Source organism: Brevibacterium sp. JSBI002, from assembly GCF_026013965.1.
GTDB lineage: Bacteria > Actinomycetota > Actinomycetes > Actinomycetales > Brevibacteriaceae > Brevibacterium.
Genome location: NZ_CP110341.1, coordinates 2,234,686 through 2,256,458, shown reverse-complemented (window position 1 = coordinate 2,256,458; position 21,773 = coordinate 2,234,686). Strand labels below are relative to the sequence as shown.

Below are 21,773 nucleotides of genomic sequence, written 5' to 3'. Positions count from 1 at the left end.
CAGATAGCTATGTCAGATCACTGACCGTTCTTGATCATCTCCGCGCACTTCTCACCCATCATCATCACGGTGATGTTGGGGTTGACCGTGGTGATCTCCGGCATCGCTGAGGCATCGACGACGCGCAGACGGTTGACGCCCTTGACCCGCAGCTGCGGATCCAGCGGCGACATCTCGTCATCGGCAGCTCCCATGCGCACCGTGCCGACCGGGTGGTAGACGGTGTTGTGGGTGCGGGTGATGTAGTCGGCGATCTGCTCGTCGGTCTGGACGTCCTTGCCGGGGAACAGCTCCTCGCCGGCCCATTCAGACATGGCGTCCTGGGCGACGATCTCGCGGGCCTTCTTGATGCCGGCGACCATGACGCGCATGTCATGGCCTTCCGGATCGGTGAAGTAGCGGGGATCGACCTTCGGTTTGTCACGGAAGTCCTTCGAACGCAGGCGCACGGTGCCGCGCGACTTCGCATGAGTGACATTCGGGGTGAGGCAGAAGGAGTTCTCCGAGGTCTTGTAGCCCTGCCGCAGGGTGTGCATATCGAAGGGCACCGAACCGTAGTGCATCATGAGGTCCGGACGATCGAGTCCCTCCTCGGTGGGGGAGAAGATGCCGATTTCCCACCACTGGGTGGAATCCTCGACCATCGGCTTCTTGGCCTCCCAGGAGATGACGCCCTCCGGGTGATCGCCGAGGTGCTCACCGACTCCCGGCGAATCCACGCGAGCTTCGATGCCGACCTCGGCGAGGTGGGCCTTCGGGCCGATGCCCGAGAGCATGAGCAGCTGCGGGGTGTTGATCGCGCCGGAGGAGACGATGACTTCCTTCTTCGCCTCGATCCGGTTGGTCTTGCCGAAGGCATTGTTGACCACGAGTACGGCCGTGCAGTTGTCGTCCTCGTCGAACTCGAGCTCCTTGGCCTGAGTGTCGGTGAGGATCGTGAGGTTCTCACGGTCGAGGATCGGGTGGAGGTAGGACACCGAGGAGGACGAACGGGTGCCGTCGTCCTTGCGGTTGACCTGGAAGAAGTTCGCACCGTTGATGACGGTCTGACCCTCGTTGAACTGCACACGTGGGATGCCGGCCTGCTCGCAGGCGTCGAGGAGCGCGACACCACAGGGATCGACCGGGGGCACGTTCATCAGACGGACCGGACCGTCATGGCCGTGGTGGTCGCCGGGCAGCTCATTGTTCTCGAGCTTCTTGTACAGGCCGAAGGTGTCCTTCGAACCCCATCCGGCTGCGCCGTGCTTCTCTTCCCACTCGTCGAGGTCTTCGCGCGGAGCCCAGAAGGCGATGCACGAGTTGTGGGAGGAGCAGCCGCCGAGCACCTTGGCGCGGGCGTGGCGCATGTGCGAGTTGCCGTTCTCCTGCTCTTCGATCGGGTAGTCCCAGTCGTAGCCGGATTCGAGGAGCTCCATCCAGCGGTTGAGCTCAAGGACGACGTCCTTGTCCGTGTCGGTGGGGCCGGCTTCGAGGAGTCCGACGGTGACTTCGGGGTCCTCGCTCAGTCGGGCCGCGACCGCTGCGCCGGCGGAGCCGCCGCCGACGACGACGTAATCAAAGCTATGAGTAGTCTTCACTGTTCATCTCTCCTTAAACTGCGGTATTCGTCTACAGGCTGCGGCGGATCACTTAGTGTGATCGGGGAACCATCCGGTGACTGCCGGCTCGAGGTTCTGGTAGATGTGCTTGGCTTCCTGGTATTCGGCCAGACCCGTGGGGCCGAGCTCGCGCCCGAAGCCGGACTGTTTGTAGCCGCCCCATTCGGCCTGCGGCAGGTAGGGGTGGAAGTCATTGATCCAGATGGTGCCGTGCCGCAGACGCTGAGCGACCAGCTGGGTCTTGCCCGCATCCTGGCTCCACACTGCCCCGGCCAGACCGTAGTAGGTGTCATTGGCGATCTCGACGGCCTCGTCGACGGTGGAAAAGGTCTCGACCGTGACTACGGGACCGAAAGCCTCGTCGGAGACGACGGACATTCCGCGCTTGACCTGGTCGAGCACGGTCGGCAGGTAGTAGAACCCGTTCTCCAGGTCACCTTCACCGAACTTGCCGCCGCAGCGCAGACGCGCACCTTCGGCCACACCCTTCTCCACATAGGCATGCACCTTGTCGCGGTGAGCGGCGGAGATGAGGGGACCGGTCTCGGCGTTCTCATCGAAGGGGCCGCCGAGGCGGATCTGCTCGGCACGCTCGACGAGGCGGTTGACGAATTCCTCCGCGATGGACTCCTCGACGATGAGTCGGGCGCCGGCCGAACACACCTGACCGGAGTGGACGAAGGCGCCGTTGAGAGCATTATCCAGAGCCGCATCGAAGTCGGCATCGGCGAAGACGACGTTCGGGTTCTTGCCGCCGAGCTCAAGGGCGATCTTCTTGATCGAGTCGGCGGCGTTGCGGAACAGCAGACGACCGGTGACGAGGCCACCGGTGAACGAGACCATGTCGATGTCCTCATGCGTCGACAGCGGGGCACCGGCATCGGCACCCGCACCGAGGATGAGGTTGCCGACTCCAGCCGGCAGACCCAGCTCTTCGAGCACCTGCATGGTGAGGATCGCCGTGTGCGGGGTGAGCTCGGCAGGCTTGAGGATGAAAGTGTTACCAGCGGCGATGGCCGGGGCGATCTTCCACGCTGCCTGCAGCAGCGGGTAGTTCCACGGGGTGATAAGCGCACAGACGCCGACGGGCTCGTGCACGATCTTCGAGGCCACGGTGTCGGTGCCGGCGTCGACGACTCGACCGGCATCGTTTGCGGCGAGCTTGCCGAAGTAGTCGAAGCAGTTCGCGATGTCGTCCATGTCGATCTGCGATTCGACGAAGCGCTTGCCGGTGTCGAGGGACTCGGCACGCGCGAACTCGTCCTTGCGCTCACGCAGAACGGCAGCGAACTTCAGGAGCAGATCGCCGCGTTCGCTGGCGGGTACCGACGACCAGACGCCGGAGTCGAAGGCACGGCGAGCGGCCTCGATCGCCAGCTCGGTATCCTCAGGGCTGGCTTCGTCCACCTCGGCGACGAAGCTGCCGTCGGCCGGATTATGGATCTTTCGGGTTCCACCATTGACGGCTGAAACCCACTGTCCGTCGATGAAAAGTGTGTTTGGCACGATTTCTCCTATTCCTAGCGGGTGAACGGTTGTGCGACCTGAAGGGCCGAACGCGCAGTCGCGGCAGTGGAGCCTGAGGTGTCGGGGCGTTTCCGAACTGCCGCGGAACTGCCGTTTGACCTGCGACTCGAACTGCTCCGGCGGCACTCATGCACATGCTTCCGGCAATCACAATAAGCGAAGTCCGGGGCCGAATGCGCAATCCGATGATGCTGGTCACACCGGCAAGTGATCTTGGTCATCGCGTGGCGGGGGACGGCGGCGGCAATGGGGGGCATGCAGGCAATGGCGCCGGAAATTCTGATCGTGGAATCGCGGAGACATCCGTCATCCGCACAATGAGCTTCCACGTCAGATGTCATTCATCCCCTGGTGTCGAGGCGGCGCGGGCATCCGCTGCCGCCGAACCTCTTCGATTGCCGTCGGCCGTTCCACTGGATTCGCCTTGATTCTAACAGAGCGCTGAGGCGGTGACCTGGGCATCGGCTCACAGAACGACGGGCACAGTGACGGGGAGAAGTAGGGTGCTGACGTGTCCCCGCCCACACGGCGATGAAACGGTAAGTGGACTAGAATAGAGCGGAACACCGAAAAGACTTCATAGGGAGAATCGTGGCCCAAGGGGATTCGCGAGACAGCCAGGACAACCGCCGCGCAGATGGCGGTCACCGCTCAGATCGCGACAACAATCGCAACCGTCGACCGGACAACCGGGACGGTCGCGGGCCACGCCAGTCCGACCGCCGAGGCGGCTACCAGGGCAATCGTCGCAACGACGATGATCGCCGTGGCGGATTCAACCGAGACCGTCGCGATGACGACCGTCGCGGTGGGTACCAGGGCAATCGCCGCAACGACGACGACCGCCGAGGCGGCTACGGACAGAACCGCCGAAACGACGATGACCGTCGTGGTGGCTTCAACCGGGATCGCCGTGATGGTGACGACCGTCGAGGTGGCTACCAAGGTATCCGTCGCAACGACGACGACCGCCGAGGCGGTTACCAGGGCAACCGCCGGAACGACGACGATCGCCGTGGTGGGTTCAACCGCGACCGTCGTGATGGAGATGACCGCCGGGGCGGCTACCAGGGCAATCGCCGCAACGACGATGACCGCCGAGGTGGCTTCAACCGTGATCGTCGCGACGGTGACGATCGCCGGGGCGGCTACCGCGGAAACCGACGGGACGACAACCGCGGAGGACGCGGCGGCTACGGCCGCAACGACAACGATCGCCGTGCATCCCGCAAGACCGACACAGGCGACTACGCACGCGAACAGCGCGCCCGCCGTCCGCGCATTCAGGAGCCCGAGATCCCCGAGGGCGTCACCGGCCGCGAACTCGACAAAGAGATCTCGTCACAGCTGCGCTCCCTCGACAAAGAGAACGCCGACATGGTCGCCAAGCACCTCGTCGCCGCAGGCGGGCTGCTCGATCTCGACCCGGAGCGCGCCCACGAACACGCCAAGGCCGCCATGGCCCGCGCCGGTCGTGTCGCCGTCGTCCGCGAAGCACTCGGCATCGCCGCGTACTACGTGGAGAACTACGACGAAGCCGTCCGCGAACTGCGCACCCACCGCCGCATCTCCGGCTCGAATGACAATATCGCGCTGATCGCCGACGCCGAACGCGGCCGCGGCAAGCCCGAGAAGGCCATTGAGCTGCTGAAGAACGCAGAAGAGCTCGACCTCGACAACGACACCCGGACCGAACTCGTCATCGTCGCGGCCGGAGCCAAGTCGGACCTCGACGACATCGCCGGTGCGCGCCGACTCATCGAAGCCGAGGACTTCACCCAGAAGCCCGGCGGCGGACTCGTCCGTCTGATGGCCGCCTACGCCGAGGTCCTGCGCATCGACGGCGAAACCGAGCTCGCCGACAAATACGAAGAGCTCTCCCGCCGGACCGCCAAGGCGACCGGCACCCTCTTCGGCGACGAAGAGCCCGACCTCAACGCCGGCGTCGAAATCGAGACAGTCGAAGAAGTCGAGGACGAGCCCGAAGCTCCCGAAGCCGAGACCTCCGAAGGCGCCGACGCTGAGTCAGCCGAACGTGAGGCCGCCGATGACGGGACAACCGACTCTGAGCCTGCCGACGCTGAAACCGCTGAGACGGCCGAAGCCGCAGAAGGCTCGGCCAGCGAGCCCGAAGCTAAGACGTCGCAGACGGAATCTGACGTTGCCGACGCTGTCGCCGCTTCCGCGGAGGGATCAGAAGCTGGGGACGACACCGCCGGCCCAGCCGCAGCACCGAAGTCGAAGACACATGTCTCGGCGAAGGAACTGAAGTCGGTCAAGGTCACCGACGACGAGATCGAAGCCGAACTCGACGAGATCCTCGCCGACGCCGAGGCTGACGTCGAGACTGACGCCGACGCAGGCTCCGAGCCCGGCACAACAGCACCCGAGGCCGACGGAGAGCAGTGACACTGACCGCCGATCAGCACAGCTCAGCAGATGGGCGCCTGCCCGAATCTACGGGCACGCCCATCGACTGTGTCCTGTTCGACCTCGACGGAGTCGTCTACCACGGAACCCACGCCGTCGATGGCGCCGTCGACGGCATCAACTGGCTCCACTCCCAGTCGATCCCGGTCAACTACGTCACGAACAACGCCACTCGCACGGCCGCAGCCACCGCCGAGAAGATCACCGGAATGGGCGTCAACGTCTCCGCGGACGAAGTGACCACCTCGGCGCAGGTGCTCGCCGAACGCTTAGCCGATCGATTCGGGCCGGGCGCCCACGTCCACCTCCTCGGCACGACCGGACTGCGGGTCGCACTCGAAGAGGCGGGCCTCGAGATCACCGACTCACTCGAGGCGTCACCCGTCGCCGTCGCTCAGGGACTCGACCCGGAGATCGACTACGCGAAGATCGTGCGCACCTGCGAAATCATCCGCTCGGGCGCCGAATGGTGGGCGAGCAACCCCGACTTCTCCCTCCTCACGGAAACCGGGAAAGTCCCCGGCAACGGTGCCTTCGTCGAACTCATCGCCCGACTCACCGACGCCACCCCCGTCATCGTCGGCAAACCTGCACCGCACATGATGGACTTCGCAGCCGGACGCCTCGGCGCGCACCGGCCCCTCATGGTCGGCGACCGTCTCAACACCGATATCGAAGGCGGCTGTGCCGCCGGCATCGACACCGCCCTCGTCCTCACCGGAATCCATGACATCCACGATGCCCTGCGTGCTGGCCCGGAGCGTCGACCGGCGTTCATCCTGCCGAATCTGCGCGGACTCGAAGCGCTCATCACCGGTACCGACCGCGGCGAGTCCGCCCGGATCGAAGCCGAACTCCGCCGAGCCTGGGCAGCCATCGATGCGGGGGAGACCGACGCCGAGGCGGTCCTGTCCGAAGGACACCTGCCTCGACGGATCGGGGAGGACTCATGAGCCAGACCCCGTCACCCGGCCAGAATCCCGGCCCGAACTCGACTCCCGGCCCAGGTCCTGCCCCAACCCCCGCCTCGGTGAGCGGGGACGTGCCGATCGAGACCTGGCGGTCCAGCCTCGACGAGGCCAAAGAAGCACCGGCGGCCGAACGGCACGAACTTCTCAACTCCTTGCTGGGCGACCTCGACGCGCAGGTGGGCTCCTTGTGAGCAGACTCGACCGGGCACTCGTCGACCGCGGACTGCTGAACTCCCGCTCCCGCGCCGCCCGCGAAATCGCCGCCGGTCGCGTCAGCGTCAACGGCCGCACCGCGACCAAGGCCTCCCAAGATGTGCGAGACACCGACGACGTCTCCGTCACCGAACCCGACCCCTGGGTCGCCCGCAGCGCCCACAAACTCCTCGGCGCGCTCGAGGCCTTCGACCTCACCAACCGACTTCAGGGTCTGACGGCCCTCGACGCAGGCGCCTCCACCGGTGGCTTCACCCAAGTCCTCCTGCATCACGGTGTCGCACACGTCTGGGCCGTCGATGTCGGCCACGACCAACTCGCGACCGTCCTCCGCGACGATCCGCGCGTCCACGTCCGCGAAGGACTCAACCTCCGCGACCTGTCCGACTCCGACGTGCCGACCGTCGACCTCGTCGTCGCAGACGTCTCCTTCATCTCCCTGCGCCTGCTCATCGGACCGCTGCTGGCCGCGACTGCCGCGACGGGAGAACTGTTCCTCATGGTCAAACCGCAATTCGAACTGGCACGCGCCTCCCTGGACAAACACGGAGTCGTCACCAGCCGGGAGAAACGCCGCCGCGCCATCGACTCCGTCCTCGACGCCGTGACCGACAAAGACGCCCGCGTCACCGACATCGCACCCTCACCGCTGCCGGGCCCCAGCGGGAATCGGGAGTACTTCCTGCGTGTTCGGCCAGGCCGAACACATGACCAGTCCGATAGGCTCGACCAAGCAGACATCCCCACCCACCTGGACGAAATGATGAGAGGAGAGTCGTGACCAGACACATCATGGTGCTGCTGCACCCCCAGCGTGATGAGTCGGCCGTGGCCGCCGTCAGCGTGTTCAAGGCCCTCCTCGACGACGGGGTCACCCCGGTCGTCCTCTCCGATGAAATCGTCGGCATCCGCGCCCGCCAGGCCGAAGCCGTCGACGACGAACCCATCCTCAACCACTGCGTCATCATCGACCCCTCCGAACTCGGTGAGTGGAAGAACGCCTGCGAACTCGTCATCGTCCTCGGCGGCGACGGCACGATCCTGCGCGCCGCCGAACGCTTCCACGGCTCCGGCGCCCCGCTCATGGGCATCAACCTGGGCCATGTCGGCTTCCTCGCCGAAAGCGAGAAGGAAGACCTCGCCGAGGCGGTCCACCGCGCCTCCCAACGTGACTATTCCGTCGAGGAGCGGCTCGCGCTCGACGTGTCCGTGTGGCACGAAGGCGAGAACATCTTCAACGCCTGGGCACTCAACGAGGTGACCATCGAGAAGACCTCGAAATCCCGGATGATCGACGTCGTCCTCGGTGTCGACGCCCGCCCCGTGTCCTCCTTCGGCTGCGACGGCGTCATCCTCGCCACCCCCACCGGCTCTACCGCGTACTCGTTCTCCGCAGGCGGACCCATCGTCTGGCCCGAGGTCGAAGCACTCATCCTCGTTCCGATCTCCGCCCACGCGCTGTTCTCCAAACCGCTCGTCGTCAACCCGACCTCCCGCCTCGGCGTGGAGATCTCCCAGATGAACCCCGAATTCTCCGCAGTGCTGTGGTGCGACGGCCGCCGCGCCCTCGAACTGCCGTCCGGGGCCCGCGTGGAAGCCACCCGCTCAAAATCACCGATCCGACTCGCCCGCCTCCACACCGGCCCCTTCACCGACCGACTCGTCGCGAAGTTCCGCCTGCCCGTCTCCGGCTGGCGAGGACCGATCAAGGAGGCCTGAATGATCTCCGAACTGCGCATCTCCCATCTCGGCGTGATCGCCGAGGCCGCCGTCGAACTCGACACCGGCTTCACTGTCGTCACCGGTGAGACCGGTGCGGGAAAGACCATGTTCGTCTCCGCCCTGTCCCTGCTCATGGGCCGCAAGGTCGGCTCCGGAGTCGTGCGCAAAGGCGCAGAGAAGGCCGAAGTCGAAGGCATCTTCACCGATGTGGCCGAACCCGTGCGCGAACGCATCGAAGAGGCCGGCGGCAGCGCCGACGATGAAGCGATCATCTCCCGCACCGTCGCGCTCAAGGGCCGTGCCCGGGCCACGGCCGGCGGCCGGACCGTGCCGATCTCCGTGCTCACCGACATCTCCTCGGACCTCATCACCCTCCACGGCCAGTCTGAACAGCTGCGCCTCAAGGGCGCCGCCCAACAGCGACACCTCCTCGATGCCGCCGGTGGCACTGCTCTCGCCGAGGTGGCCGACCGTTACCGCGCCGCCTTCGAGAACTGGCGCGAGACCGAAGCCCGCGTCAGCCGCATCAAAGACTCCACCGCCGCCCGCCGCGAACGCATCCTGTGGCTGCGCGGCTGTCTGGAGACCATCGACAAGGTCCGCCCCGAACCCGGCGAAGACGAGACCCTGGCCGCGCAGTCGGCGAAACTCGGTGCCGCCGCCGAGATCACTCGCGCCGTCGGCGCCGCCCACGACCTGCTGCTCGGTTCGGAGATCGACGATGCCGGCGCCGCCGTCGACCTCGTCCACCAGGCCATCAGCACGATCGCCGATGTCGAAGGCTCCGACAAGGAACTCGTCACCATACGCGAAGCCCTCGGCGACGCCGTGCTGCGTCTATCCGACTCCGCCGCGGAACTGTCGAACTACCTCTCCGGTTTCGACGAACTCGGCGAAACCTCGCTGGAGGAGACCGAAGCACGCCGCGCGGAGCTCGGCACCCTGGCTCCCTACGGCCAGGACGTCGCCGAAGTCCTCGACTTCGAATCCCGCTCGGCCGCGGAACTCGCCGAACTCGAAGCCGAGGACCGCGACCTCGACGGACTCGACGCCGAACTCACCGAGGCTCGCGAGACCATGGAGGCGGCCGCCTCGGCGCTCACCGAGATCCGCAGGGCCACCGCGGACGAATTCTCCGCTGCGGTGAGCGAAGAGCTCACCGCCCTGTCGATGCCGAAGGCCACGGTCGCCTTCGAGATCTCCGAACGCGAACCCACCACCCACGGGGCCGACGAGGTCCGGCTGACCTTCGCCGCCCACGAATCCTCGATCCCCGACGACATCGCGAAGATCGCCAGCGGCGGTGAGCTCTCCCGTGTCATGCTCGCCATCGAAGTCGTCAGGGCTGCCAGCGAATCCATCCCCACCTACGTCTTCGACGAAGTCGATGCCGGAGTCGGCGGCAAAGCGGCCGTGGAGATCGGCCGTCGGCTGGCCAAACTCGCCCAGGGCGCCCAGGTCATCGTCGTCACCCACCTGCCGCAGGTCGCCGCCTGGGCCGACACCCATGTGACCATCGTCAAGGACGACGACGCCGAGACCGTGCGCTCGGGAGTGCAGGAGCTGACCGATGCCGAACGCGTCGTCGAACTCTCCCGCATGTTGGCGGGCATGGACGACTCCGCCTCGGCGAAGGCCCATGCAGCCGAACTGCTCGACAACGCTCGGCAGGTCAAGGAGGCCGGCGTTGGCAGCAGATGAGAGAATGGGCGGACCATGAAAGTGCGCAGACAGAACCTCACCGCACCGACCCGGTTCGGCCCCGCCCCTGCCCGCTTGGATCGACGCACGAAGAATCTGACGAAACGCCTCCAAGCAGGCGACATCGCCGTCATCAAGCACTCCGATATCGACCGCATCTCCGCCGAAGCCCTCGTCGCCTGCCGGCCGGCCGCGGTGATCAACGCCGACAAGTCGATCTCCGGCCGCTACCCGAACCTCGGCCCGAGCATCATCGTCGACGCAGGCATCCCCCTCATCGACGCCGCCGGAGCCGATATCTTCGATGCGGTCGACGAGAACGCCGAGATCTCCATCGAGGGCGCCACCGTATTCGCAGGTGAGACCGAGGTGGCCACAGGAGTCCGGCAGACGGCCGAGACGATCTCCGAGGACATGCACGCCGCCGAGGCCGGAATGAACTCCGTGCTGGTGGACTTCATCGACAACACGATCGAATACATCCGCAAGGACTCCGATCTGCTCTCGGCCGAGCTCGTCGTGCCGGAGGTGAAGACGACGTTTACCGACCGGCATGTGCTCATCGTCGTCCGCGGATACCACTACAAGGAGGACCTGGCGATGCTGGCCTCCTATATCCGCGAATACCGGCCGCTGCTCATCGGCGTCGACGGCGGAGCCGATGCCATCATCGAAGCCGGCTACCGACCGGACATGATCGTCGGGGACATGGACTCCGTGTCCGATACCGCTCTGACCTCGGGGGCCGAGATCGTCGTCCACGCCTACCGCGACGGCACCGCCCCGGGCACCGAACGGGTCGAAGCCCTCGGAGTCGAATGCGTGGCCTTCGCAGCCTCGGGTACGAGCGAGGACATAGCCATGCTGCTCGCCGATGACAAGGGTGCCGAACTCATCGTCGCCGTCGGCACCCACGACACCGTCATGGAGTTCCTCGACAAGGGCCGCAAGGGCATGGCCTCGACCTTCATCACCCGACTGCGTGTGGGTTCGAAGCTCATCGATGCCAAGGGCGTGTCCCTGCTCTACCGGCAGCGCATCTCCAGCCTGCAGCTGGCCGTGCTCATCATCGCCGGACTCGTCGCCCTCGGTGTGGCGATGACCGCAACCTCGGCCGGACAGACCTTCCTCGGGCTCATCGGCGCCCAACTCGACGGCCTCTTCGGCTGGATAGGCTCCCTCTTCGGCGGCGACCCCGCAGCATCGACCGACTCCGCCGGCCTCATCCAAGGACTGACCAGTGATTGATTTCCGCTACCACCTCGTCTCCCTCGTCTCGGTGTTCCTGGCGCTGGCCGTCGGCATCGTCCTCGGCGCGGGACCGCTGAAGGAACCGATCGGGGAGTCCCTGCAGAGCCAGGTCGACGCCTTGCGCTCGGACCGCGACAGTCTGCGCTCCGACCTCGACGCCGCCAAGGGCAATATCGACAAGCAGAACGAATTCGTCACCGCCGCGGCCCCGGAACTCATCGACGGCACCCTCGACGGGCAGGAAGTGAGCATCATCGCCGCCCCCGAGGCGGACTCCGAACAGGTCGAAGAGGTCAGCAACCGGGTCAAGGAAGCCGATGGCACCATCGCCGGCGACGTCTCGTTCGTGCCGAATACGCTCAGCCTCGAGGATTCCACCCAGTTCCTCAAGAGGCTGCGCACTGTCGTGCCGCACCTGCCGAAAGACGACTCGACCGCGATCCGCGCCGCTCTCGTCATCGCCCTGACCGGGGACGCCTCGATGCTCGAAGACGAAGACGATCAGGCCGATGCGGAGAAGCAGGCTGCGAAGCTCTACGACGTCTTCGTCGAAGCCGACCGTCTGCGCACCGACACGGACCACAAGACCACTTCGCTGTTCATCGTCATCGACGATGAGAACTCGACACTGGCCGAGGACACCGAACCCAGCCCGAAGGCCACCGACGACAAGGGCACCCGCACCCTCGTCACCGACTTCATCACCGCGCTCACCGCCGAAGCGAACTCGGTGGTCGTCGCCGGCGACGCCGGATCGGCACAGAACGGACTCGTCAACGTGCTGCGGACGGAGAAGTCCCGTGCCAGCACCGTCGACGGCCTCGGCCTCGGCGCCGGTCCCGTCATCACCGTGCGGGCACTGGCCTCCGGAGAAGCCGGAAAGCACGGACACTTCGGATTCGCCGAGGACGCCGAAGGCATCCTGCCGGGCAAGATCGAAGAGGAGTCGACCGACGACACTTCGAAGGGAGACGAGAAATGATCCGCTCCATCGTCAGCACCGCCGTCGCCGGGCTCGCCGGCTTCGCCGCGACGAAAGCCGTGCTCAGATCACGGCTGCGCACCCACGATTCCGTGGTGCGCACCAACCACGCCGGACACGACGTCTCGCTCGCCGAGGGCCCTGCCGTCGCAGCGGGACTGGTGGCAGGCAGCCTCCTCATCGAAGATCCTCGGCAGCGGTCGGCGACCCTGCTGGCCACGGCCGCGGCGGGCAGCCTCGGTGCCGTCGACGACTTCTGCGAATCCGGAACCTCCAAGGGACTGCGCGGTCATCTTTCGGCCCTGGCCCGCGGGGAGATCACGACCGGGGCCATCAAGGTCACCGGCATTCCGCTCGCATCGATCGCGGCCGCAGCGATCCTGCGCAGCCGCACCCGCCCGACTGGGATCTTCGGGATCAGCCATAAGGACGACCGGCCCTGGTACGCGGCCGCCGCGGATGTCATCGTCACCGGGGGAGTGATCGCGGGCTCTGCGAACCTGTTCAACCTCCTCGACCTGCGGCCCGGCCGGGCACTCAAGGCAGGAGCACTGACCCTGGCCTTCACCGACCACGAACGCCGCGTGTCATGGGCTCCGTCGGGAGCGATCGCCGGTGCCACGGCAGCCGCCTGGCCCGACGACCTCGCCGGTGATGCGATGCTCGGCGACACCGGAGCCAATGCCCTGGGAGCGGCGATCGGCGTGATCCTCGCCGAAACCGCCACATCGGCACAGCGACGCCTCATCCTCGCTGTCCTCGCCGGACTCACCCTGGCCAGCGAGAAGGTCTCTTTCACCTCCGTCATCGAATCGACTCCGGGACTGCGGGAGATCGACTCGTTCGGCCGCGAGGTTCAGTGAGCAAGCTCGTTCGAGTCCTCGCCTCCACGGCGCTGCTCGTATCGATCATCACCCTGCTGACCCGACTGGTCGGCTTCTTACGCTGGCTGGTGTTCTCGGCAAACGTCGGCGCCGGCACCGTCGGCACCGCCTACCAGAGTGCCAACCAGGTCCCGAACATCCTCTTCGAGGTCGTCGCCGGAGGCGCCCTGGCCGGAGCGGTCATCCCGCTGCTTGCAGTGCCGCTGGCCCGATCGGACCGGGAGACCGCCGGACGCATCGCCTCCGGTCTGCTGACCTGGGCGGTCAGCGTCACCTTGCCCCTGTCGATCCTGCTGGCCGTGTTCGCCCCGCAGATCGCGAGGATCCTCGTCGACACGAAGACGAGCGCCGCGGGAGTGCAGGCGACAGTGGAGCTGCTGCTCATGTTCTCCCCGCAGCTCGTCCTCTACGGAATCGGCGCCGTGCTCACCGGAGTGCTGCAGGCCCACCGGAAGTTCCTGTGGCCGGCGTTCGCCCCGCTTCTGTCCAGCCTCATCGTCATCGGCAGCTACATCGCCTACAGTTCCGTCGGCGGCAGCGACGACACCTGGCAGACCCACCTCGGATGGCTCGGCTGGGGCACCACCGTCGGCGTGGCAGCCCTCGCGCTGCCGCTCGCCCTGCCGATGGCCACGACCGGGCTGAAGCTGCGTCCCACCTTCTCCTTCCCACCCGGAGTCGCTCACCGTGCGCTGCGCCTGGCCGGCGCCGGAATGTCGGCCCTGCTCGCCCAGCAGGCCGCCGTGCTCGCAACCCTGAGCCTGGCCAACCATGTCGGTGGGGACGGCACGCTCGTCCTCTTCAGCTACATCAACGCCGTCTACCTGCTGCCCTACGCGGTGCTCGCCGTGACCGTGGCGACGGTGGTCTTCCCGACCTTGTCGACCTGGGTGGGACGATCCACCGACCCCGAGGCGACCGAGCACAGACGTGCGGAAGCCGGGGTGCGGATGCGGTCGGTGACCTCGACGACGACGGCGCTCATCATCGCCATCGGCGGACTCGGCGCCGTCATCCTGCTCTCGGCAGCCGGCCCCCTGCAGACCTTCTTCATCGCCATCGACGCCGAAAGCGAATCCGCCGCACCCTTCGACTCCATGGCCACGGCGATCATGGTTATGGCCTTGGCCGTGCCCGGGTGGTCCTTCGTGGCGTGGGGCACCCGCGTCTTCTACGCAGTCGAACGCTCCCGCTATTCGGCGGCCGCCACGACGACGGGGTGGATCCTCGTCATCGTCGGCATGGTCGGAGCCATCCTCGTCACCGGCTCGAACGGCAATCCCGGACTGACCCTCATCTGCATCTGCAGCGGCTATGTGCTGGGCATGACCGTCGCCGGAGTATTCCTGCTCGTGAATATGCGCCGCGTCCTCGGCCCCGCGGGACTCGCTCTCGTCGGACGTCGGTCGCTGCTCGCACTCGGGGCCGCCGTCGTCGCGGGCACCGCCGGAGTCGTGACCTCGCAGTGGTTCGGGGGACTCCTCGACAACTCCGCCAGCTCCGCGGTCACCGCCGGAATCGTCGCCGCCCTCCTCGGCTGCGTCGTCTTCGGAATCATCGTGCTCGTCGTCGACCGTGGGTTCCTCGGCGAAGTCCGCGGTCTGCTCGCCGACCGGAACCGGGCCGGTGTCAACGACGAGACGACCGTGCACGCCGCCGAAGCGAAGACCAGAGACCACGGACCCAGCGACATCGACAGAACCAGCGACACCGACAGGGAGGAAGACTCATGAGAATCGTCTTCACCATCGGCACCTCGACCGGGGGAGTCGGCACCCATGTGCATGCACTCGCCCGTGACCTCGCCGCCGCCGGACATGAGATCGGCGTCATCGGACCGGCCGCCACCGACGAACACTTCGGCTTCTCGCTGCTGCCCGGAGTCCGGTTCGGCGTCCTCGAACTCGGCACCGGAATCGGCGTCTCCGACGCCGCTCTTGTCCGCCGGCAGCGCATACTGCTGCGCAGCTTCGCCCCGCAGATCGTCCATGCCCACGGTTTCCGCGCCGGTCTCATCACTCTGTTGACCCTGCGCACGCTGAAGATCCGACCGAAGTTCGTCCTCAGCCTCCACAACCAGGCCAGCGGACAGGGACTGCGTGGTCGGGTCGAAACCCGAGTCGAGACGATGCTCGCCCGCGGATCCGACCTCGTCCTCGGTGCCAACACCGACCTCGTCGATCGCGCCCGCGAACTCGGTGCGCAGAACGCCCGGTTCCTCCCGGCCGCCGCACCGGAGGTGACGACCATATCCGCCGAGGCGGCCGCCGCCACCCGAGCGGCGCTGGCCGAGGAGTTCGACTTCCATCCCGGGGCGCTCATCGTGCTGGCCGTCGGCCGCGTCGCCAAACAGAAGAACTACCCGATGCTCGTGCGCGCACTCGCCCGTCTCGGCGAGGACCGACCCGCCACGACGGACTCGCCCCAGAGCCGCGCCTCCTCAACCCGCCTCGGCGAGGAGAACCGACAGAGCCGAACAGACAAACACGGCGAGATCGTCGCCCTCATCGCCGGAGCCGCCGACGAGGAGGTGCTCGCCGATGTCCGCGCTCAGTACGACGACGCCGCAGCCGCCTCGGCGATTCCGGCCCTGCATTTCCTCGGACCCCGCGATGACATCGCCGAACTCGCAGCGGCTGCGGACATCTACGCACTCACCAGCGTGTGGGAGGCTCGGGCGCTCGTACTCCAGGAGGCGCTCATGACCGGCAAGGCGATCGTGGCCACCGCCACCGGCGGCAGCGCCGAACTCGTCGGCGACGCGGGGATGCTGATCGACCATGACGACGATGCCGCCTTCGCCGCAGCCGTGGCCGAACTCGCCGTCGATCCGGCCCGCCGCGCTGAACTCGGTGCCAGGGCCCTGGCGCGCGGAGCGGAGCTTCCCGATGAGAGGGAAGTTGCCGAAGAACTCGCAGGTCTTTACACGGATCTCGTGCCTGCCCAGGTAGGCTAGAACCAGCGTCGAACGAAAGAAGAGGATGAGGAAATGAGCGAATCCGGCGAGGTCAACCCACTGAGCGCAGACACGAGGATTCTGCACGTGCTCGCCGATACCACCGGTCCCGTCGTCGAAGTGGCGAAGCTCGCCGTGCTCGGTCACCTCCGGGCCGGTTTCAAGGTCGCCGTCGCCGCGCACCGGTCACTGCTGGGCACCTTCGGAGTCCCTGAGGAACTGGCCGGCGAATTCCGCGAGATCGAACTCGCAGCACGCAGACGCTTCTCGATGGCCGACCCCAACACCGCCTTCACTCTTCACAAGTACTACCAGCACGTGGACATCGTCCACGCGCACGGACTGCATGCGGCGACGCTCGCGGGACTGGCCTTCACCGGTCTGCCCGCCCGCCTGCACCCGAAGGTCGTCGCCACCATCGAATCCTTCGACTCCGCGAACGTCATCGAGAAGACCGGAGCCGAGATCGTCGGTCGCACGGCCACCGCGGTGCTCGGCACGACCGAACCCGTCGTCGACTACTACGGCGGCCGCGTCCCGGTCGTCGAACGCGCCGAACTCGTTCACCCGGACATCGACGTCGACCTCACAGTGCGCACCCCGCGCGCCGAGGTCCGTCGCGAACTCGGCCTGTCCGAAGGCACCTGGATGGTCGCCAGCCCCATCGCGCTGCGTGACCACACCGCCCTGGCGACGGTCCTCGACGCCGCCGACCAGATCAACCAGCGTCGCCGTGACCGCAAGGTCGTCTTCGTCCTCACCGGCACCGGCAAGGACCGTTCGACGATCTCCCGCGAATTCGCCGACCGCGGCGTCCTCGTGGCACCCGCCGGAGACCTCGTCGATGTCGCGGCCGCCTCGGATGTCGTCATCGCCAGCGAGACGATGACGGGACTGTCCCACGAAGACCTCATGCAGCTGTCGAAGCCCGCGGTCTTCATCGGCAGCGAACGCCGCGCCGGCATCTGGGGAGAGGCCGCGAAGGCCGTTCCCGCCGACGACACGGAGGCGCTGCTGCGTGAGATCAATCATCTTCTCGACGACCCGGCCGGACGCGGAACCTCCGCTGTGGCAGCAAAGAAGCGGGTCATCGACGTGAGCAATGGTGCGGCGATCTCCGAGACGCTGCTCGATCTGTACGCCGAGGTCGACGCCGTCTCGGATTCGTGAGCCGGACTTTGATAGAATCAAATCCCGTGGTGAATCGAACTGGCCCAGGCGGCACACATACGGCAAAGCACATCTTCGTCACGGGAGGCGTCGCCTCCTCGTTGGGCAAGGGTCTGACGGCATCGAGCCTCGGCCATCTGCTCACTCAGCGCGGCCTCACCGTGGCCATGCAGAAGCTGGATCCCTACCTCAACGTGGATCCCGGCACGATGAACCCCTTCCAGCACGGTGAAGTCTTCGTCACCGAGGATGGCGCCGAGACCGACCTCGACATCGGCCACTACGAGCGCTTCCTCGACAACGACCTCGACGGCGCCGCGAATGTGACCACCGGACAGATCTACTCCTCGGTGATCGCGAAGGAACGCCGCGGTGCGTACCTCGGCGACACCGTCCAGGTCATCCCCCACATCACCGATGAGATCAAGGCGCGCATGCGTGCCCAGGCCGAACGCCCCGAGGCGGACCGCCCCGATGTCATCATCACCGAGATCGGCGGCACCGTCGGCGATATCGAATCCCAGCCCTTCCTCGAGGCGGCCCGCCAGGTCCGTCACGACATCGGCCGGGACAACGTGTTCTTCATCCACGTCTCCCTCGTGCCCTACCTCGGGCCCTCCGGAGAGCTGAAGACGAAGCCGACCCAGCACTCGGTGGCCACCCTGCGCTCCATCGGCATCCAGCCCGATGCGATCGTGCTGCGCTCCGACCGTGAGCTGCCGGATTCGATCCGCGCGAAGATCGCCGGTGCCTGCGACGTCGAGACCGAAGCCGTCGTGTCCTGCGTCGACGCCCCGAGCATCTACGACATCCCGAAGGTCCTCCACGACGGCGGCCTCGACGTGTTCGTCATCCGCAACCTCAACCTGCCCTTCCGTGACGTCGACTGGACGAAGTGGGACTGGGTACTCGAACGCGTGCACAACCCGTCCCGGGAAGTCACCATCGGCATCGTCGGCAAGTACATCGACCTGCCCGACGCCTACCTCTCCGTCACCGAGGCACTGCGCCACGGCGGCTTCGCCAACGACGCGAAGGTCAAGATCAAGTGGATCCAGTCCGATGACTGCTCCACCGAAGCCGGCGCCGCGTCGGCACTGTCCGGACTCGACGCGATCTGCGTGCCCGGCGGCTTCGGCATCCGCGGCATCGAAGGCAAGCTCGGCGCACTCGAATACACCCGCACCAACGGCATTCCGACCCTCGGCCTGTGCCTGGGTCTGCAGTGCATGGTCATCGAGTACGCACGCAACGTCGCCGGCATCGAGGCGGCTTCGTCGTCCGAATTCGACCCCGAGACCACGGTTCCGGTCATCGCGACCATGGCCGAGCAGCTTTCGATCGTCGAGGGCGAAGGCGACCTGGGCGGCACCATGCGCCTGGGCACCTACGAGGCCAAGCTCACCGAAGGCAGCGTCGTGGCCGGCGTGTACGGCGACACGACGATCAGTGAGCGTCACCGTCACCGCTACGAGGTCAACAACACCTACCGGGATCAGCTCGCCGAGGCGGGGCTCGAGTTCTCCGGAACCTCACCGAACGGTGAGCTCGTCGAATTCGTCGAGCTTCCGCACGAGACGCACCCGTTCTACGTCTCCACTCAGGCGCACCCCGAGCTGAAGTCGCGTCCGACCTCACCGCATCCGCTGTTCGCGGGTCTGGTCGCCGCCGCGCTCGAGCGTCAGTGACCGTTGTCCATCTTCACAGCGAATGCCGTCGGCCAGAGCGCCGGCGGCATTCGCCGTTCCACCACCGTCGAGTTTCGGGAGGCAGCCGATGAGCACTCAGCACGATGAGATCCTGCAGGACGATCCCGTGATCCCGCCGATCACCCACTCCGAGGTCGTCTACGAAGGCGCGGTGTGGGACATCCGCAGGGAGACCTTCGACCTGCCCGAGGCGTCCGGGCTCGTCCGCGATCTCATGGCGCACACCGGTGCCGTCGGCGTCGCCGTCGTCGATGATCAGCAGCGGATCCTCCTGGCGCAGCAGTACCGGCATCCCGTCCGGGCCAGGCTGTGGGAGGTCCCGGCCGGTCTGCTCGACGTCCCCGGAGAGGACCCGCTCGAGGCGGCGAAGCGAGAACTCGTCGAGGAGGCCGACCTCACGGCCGATCGTTGGGACGTCCTCAGCGACTCCTGTCTGACACCGGGCGGCAGCTCGGAGACGATGCGTCTCTACCTGGCCCGCGGGCTGGCCTCTGTTCCCGAAGCCGACCGTCACGAACGCGGCGAAGAAGAGGCAGGATTCCGCTACGCCTGGGTCGGCATCGACGACGCACTTGACGCCGTGGCCGATGGACGGATCACCAACGCGATCGCCCAGCTCGCGATCTTCCAGGTCGACCGGGTGCTGCGCGCCGAAGCGTCGGGAGCACCGGTGGAGTTCCGTCCCGTCGATGCGCCGAGACGGCTCGTCGACGGCCGCCCCGAATTCGGCCGTGGCGCACAGGTCGAGACGACCGATTCGAGCGAGGACTGAGAACCTGTGGCTCGGCACGGTGCCGAACTTCTGCCGGAGGACAGCCCTGAGGACCTGCGGCGCGCCTTCGAGTCCTATCTCGCCTCCCTGCGGTTCGAACGCGGACTGTCGATGAACTCGATCGACGCCTATGCTCGTGACCTCGCCCGATACGGAACCTGGCTGACCGAGGACGGGGTGAGCCGCCTCGGCGAGATCGATCGGCAGAAGGTGGAGAGCTTTGCGCTGCACCTGCTCGATTCTGGGCTGGCACCGCGGAGTCGGGCACGCGCGCTCGTCGCGGTGCGACGATTCCACACGTTCGCGCTGGGGGAGAACCTCGCGCCCACGGACCCGGCCTCCGAGGTCAGCCCACCGCAGGAAGGGCTGCGGCTGCCCAAAGCACTGGCCCTCGACGAGATCGAATCGATGATCGCCACCACCGACGGCGAGGAACCCGTGCAGATCCGAGCCGCGGCCCTGCTCGAACTCCTCTACGCCACGGGAGCCCGCATCTCCGAGGCCGTGGGAGTCGATCTCGACGATGTCGACCTCGACTCCGGACTCGTCCGGCTCTACGGCAAGGGCGGGAAGGAGAGGATCGTGCCCTTCGGATCCCACGCCGCCCGAGCCCTGGGAGCGTGGGTGTCACGGGTGCGCCCGTCGATGGCGGCGAAGGCGAGATCCTCGGCTGCGGCCGGGGCGCTGTTCCTCAACGCACGCGGAACCCGGCTCTCCCGAGTCTCGGCATGGCAGATCGTCAAGGATGCAGGAGAGGCCGCGAAGATCGACGCCGAGGTGTCTCCACATACGTTCCGACACTCGTTCGCCACGCATCTGCTCGAAGGCGGTGCGGACATCCGCGTCGTCCAGGAGCTGCTCGGCCATGCCTCGGTGACGACGACGCAGATCTATACGAAAGTCTCCGAGGAGACACTGCGGGAAGTGTACGCGACCTCGCACCCCCGAGCGCGGTAGGGTTGGACGTAGAGCAACGAAAGGTGGCCATCCGAGAGATGAATACGCAAGAGGCGTTGGAGATCCCCCAGCAGCGGACCGCAGACGAGCCCCAGGACTTCCCGGAGCCGGCACCCCTGGCTTCACACGGACCCGCCCGCATCATCGCGATGGTCAACCAGAAGGGCGGGGTCGGCAAGACGACCTCGTCGATCAACCTCGGTGCGGCTCTGGCCGCCTACGGCCGCAAGATGCTGCTCGTCGACTTCGACCCGCAGGGCGCACTGTCCGTCGGGCTGGGACTCAACCCCTATGAGCTCGACATCAGCATCTACAACCTGCTGATGAACCCGCGACTGGACCCGCACGAGGTCATCGTCGAAACGGAATTCGACAACATCGACATCCTGCCGGCCAATATCGACCTCTCCGCCGCCGAAGTCCAGCTCGTCGGCGAGGTCGCCCGCGAGCAGGTGCTCGCCCGTGCCCTGTCGAAGGTCGCCGACGAATACGATGTCATCCTCATCGACTGCCAGCCCTCGCTGGGACTGCTCACCGTCAACGCTCTGACCGCCGCCCATGGTGTCGTCATCCCGCTCGAGACCGAGTTCTTCGCCCTGCGCGGCGTCGCCCTGCTCGTCGAGACCATCGAGAAGGTCCAGGACCGGCTCAACCCCTCGCTCGAGGTCGACGGAATCCTCGCCACGATGTTCGACTCGCGGACCCTGCATTCGAAGGAAGTCATGTCGCGAGTCACCGAAGCCTTCGGCGACAAGGTCTTCGAGACCGTCATCAACCGCACCGTGAAGTTCCCCGACGCCTCGGTGGCCGCCGAACCGATCACGAGCTTCGCCCCGAAGCACGCCGGCTCCGAAGCCTACCGCCGACTCGCCCGGGAGCTCATCGCCCGCGGAGGCGCACCCTGAGCGACTCCGTAACAGACTTGGA

General features: G+C 66.5%; 18 protein-coding genes. 16 read left to right on the top strand and 2 right to left on the bottom strand.

Features of this window, described 5'->3' with window-relative positions:
* Positions 1-17: 17 nt before the first annotated feature.
* Both LJ362_RS10305 and LJ362_RS10300 read right to left on the bottom strand, forming a co-directional pair.
* On the bottom strand, positions 18-1,580 hold the full coding sequence (locus LJ362_RS10305; protein ID WP_264798971.1) for a GMC family oxidoreductase: 1,563 nt from the start codon (positions 1,578-1,580) through the stop codon (positions 18-20).
* 48 nt (positions 1,581-1,628) lie between these two features.
* On the bottom strand, positions 1,629-3,107 hold the full coding sequence (locus tag LJ362_RS10300) for an aldehyde dehydrogenase family protein (protein WP_264798970.1): 1,479 nt from the start codon (positions 3,105-3,107) through the stop codon (positions 1,629-1,631).
* A gap of 612 nt (positions 3,108-3,719) precedes the next feature.
* On the opposite strand from LJ362_RS10300, the gene LJ362_RS10295 reads away from it, so the two are divergent.
* The 16 genes from LJ362_RS10295 to LJ362_RS10220 all read left to right on the top strand — a co-directional run bounded on the left by LJ362_RS10295 (position 3,720) and on the right by LJ362_RS10220 (position 21,751).
* Positions 3,720-5,537 (top strand): hypothetical protein, encoded by a 1,818-nt coding sequence (locus tag LJ362_RS10295; RefSeq protein ID WP_264798969.1) that lies wholly within the window; start codon positions 3,720-3,722, stop codon positions 5,535-5,537.
* The gene (locus tag LJ362_RS10290) at positions 5,534-6,511 is read left to right on the top strand and encodes an HAD-IIA family hydrolase (protein WP_264798968.1); all 978 of its coding nucleotides are present in this window, start codon (positions 5,534-5,536) and stop codon (positions 6,509-6,511) included. The genes LJ362_RS10295 and LJ362_RS10290 overlap by 4 nt, the downstream gene beginning before the upstream one ends.
* Positions 6,508-6,720, top strand: a complete 213-nt coding sequence (locus LJ362_RS10285; RefSeq protein ID WP_264798967.1) for a hypothetical protein — start codon at positions 6,508-6,510, stop codon at positions 6,718-6,720. Before LJ362_RS10290 ends, LJ362_RS10285 begins: the two co-directional genes overlap by 4 nt.
* Positions 6,717-7,523 (top strand): TlyA family RNA methyltransferase, encoded by an 807-nt coding sequence (locus LJ362_RS10280; protein ID WP_264798965.1) that lies wholly within the window; start codon positions 6,717-6,719, stop codon positions 7,521-7,523. Before LJ362_RS10285 ends, LJ362_RS10280 begins: the two co-directional genes overlap by 4 nt.
* Positions 7,520-8,461, top strand: coding sequence for an NAD kinase (locus LJ362_RS10275; protein ID WP_180345671.1), 942 nt, complete (start codon positions 7,520-7,522; stop codon positions 8,459-8,461). Before LJ362_RS10280 ends, LJ362_RS10275 begins: the two co-directional genes overlap by 4 nt.
* A complete protein-coding gene (gene recN, locus LJ362_RS10270; RefSeq protein ID WP_264798964.1) occupies positions 8,462-10,165 on the top strand; it encodes a DNA repair protein RecN in 1,704 nt (567 codons plus the stop codon).
* A 15-nt stretch (positions 10,166-10,180) separates the two neighbouring features.
* On the top strand, positions 10,181-11,413 hold the full coding sequence (gene steA / locus LJ362_RS10265; RefSeq protein ID WP_264798963.1) for a putative cytokinetic ring protein SteA: 1,233 nt from the start codon (positions 10,181-10,183) through the stop codon (positions 11,411-11,413).
* Positions 11,406-12,398, top strand: coding sequence for a copper transporter (locus tag LJ362_RS10260; protein WP_264798961.1), 993 nt, complete (start codon positions 11,406-11,408; stop codon positions 12,396-12,398). The genes steA and LJ362_RS10260 overlap by 8 nt, the downstream gene beginning before the upstream one ends.
* Positions 12,395-13,261, top strand: a complete 867-nt coding sequence (locus LJ362_RS10255; protein ID WP_264798960.1) for a hypothetical protein — start codon at positions 12,395-12,397, stop codon at positions 13,259-13,261. The genes LJ362_RS10260 and LJ362_RS10255 overlap by 4 nt, the downstream gene beginning before the upstream one ends.
* On the top strand, positions 13,258-15,015 hold the full coding sequence (murJ, locus tag LJ362_RS10250; RefSeq protein ID WP_264798959.1) for a murein biosynthesis integral membrane protein MurJ: 1,758 nt from the start codon (positions 13,258-13,260) through the stop codon (positions 15,013-15,015). Before LJ362_RS10255 ends, murJ begins: the two co-directional genes overlap by 4 nt.
* Positions 15,012-16,238: a glycosyltransferase family 4 protein gene (locus tag LJ362_RS10245; RefSeq protein WP_264798958.1), complete on the top strand. Its 1,227-nt coding sequence runs from the start codon at positions 15,012-15,014 to the stop codon at positions 16,236-16,238. The genes murJ and LJ362_RS10245 overlap by 4 nt, the downstream gene beginning before the upstream one ends.
* Positions 16,239-16,271: 33 nt before the next feature.
* Positions 16,272-17,408, top strand: coding sequence for a group 1 glycosyl transferase (locus LJ362_RS10240; RefSeq protein WP_264798957.1), 1,137 nt, complete (start codon positions 16,272-16,274; stop codon positions 17,406-17,408).
* 8 nt (positions 17,409-17,416) lie between these two features.
* Complete coding sequence (locus LJ362_RS10235) at positions 17,417-19,096, top strand: CTP synthase (protein WP_413774252.1); 1,680 nt, start codon at positions 17,417-17,419, stop codon at positions 19,094-19,096.
* 88 nt (positions 19,097-19,184) lie between these two features.
* Positions 19,185-19,889, top strand: coding sequence for an NUDIX domain-containing protein (locus LJ362_RS10230; protein WP_264798954.1), 705 nt, complete (start codon positions 19,185-19,187; stop codon positions 19,887-19,889).
* 6 nt (positions 19,890-19,895) lie between these two features.
* The gene (gene xerD / locus LJ362_RS10225) at positions 19,896-20,846 is read left to right on the top strand and encodes a site-specific tyrosine recombinase XerD (protein WP_264798953.1); all 951 of its coding nucleotides are present in this window, start codon (positions 19,896-19,898) and stop codon (positions 20,844-20,846) included.
* Between the two features lie 38 nt (positions 20,847-20,884).
* Positions 20,885-21,751: a ParA family protein gene (locus LJ362_RS10220; RefSeq protein ID WP_139908278.1), complete on the top strand. Its 867-nt coding sequence runs from the start codon at positions 20,885-20,887 to the stop codon at positions 21,749-21,751.
* Positions 21,752-21,773 lie beyond the last annotated feature (22 nt).

What these genes read in the sequence shown, in the direction of transcription:
- LJ362_RS10285 (WP_264798967.1), top strand. Translation starts at nt 6,508, where the DNA reads ATGAGCCAGACCCCGTCACCCGGCCAGAATCCCGGCCCGAACTCGACT.
- recN (WP_264798964.1), top strand. Translation starts at nt 8,462, where the DNA reads ATGATCTCCGAACTGCGCATCTCCCATCTCGGCGTGATCGCCGAGGCC.
- steA (WP_264798963.1), top strand. Translation starts at nt 10,181, where the DNA reads ATGAAAGTGCGCAGACAGAACCTCACCGCACCGACCCGGTTCGGCCCC.
- LJ362_RS10255 (WP_264798960.1), top strand. Translation starts at nt 12,395, where the DNA reads ATGATCCGCTCCATCGTCAGCACCGCCGTCGCCGGGCTCGCCGGCTTC.
- LJ362_RS10245 (WP_264798958.1), top strand. Translation starts at nt 15,012, where the DNA reads ATGAGAATCGTCTTCACCATCGGCACCTCGACCGGGGGAGTCGGCACC.
- LJ362_RS10240 (WP_264798957.1), top strand. Translation starts at nt 16,272, where the DNA reads ATGAGCGAATCCGGCGAGGTCAACCCACTGAGCGCAGACACGAGGATT.
- LJ362_RS10230 (WP_264798954.1), top strand. Translation starts at nt 19,185, where the DNA reads ATGAGCACTCAGCACGATGAGATCCTGCAGGACGATCCCGTGATCCCG.
- LJ362_RS10220 (WP_139908278.1), top strand. Translation starts at nt 20,885, where the DNA reads ATGAATACGCAAGAGGCGTTGGAGATCCCCCAGCAGCGGACCGCAGAC.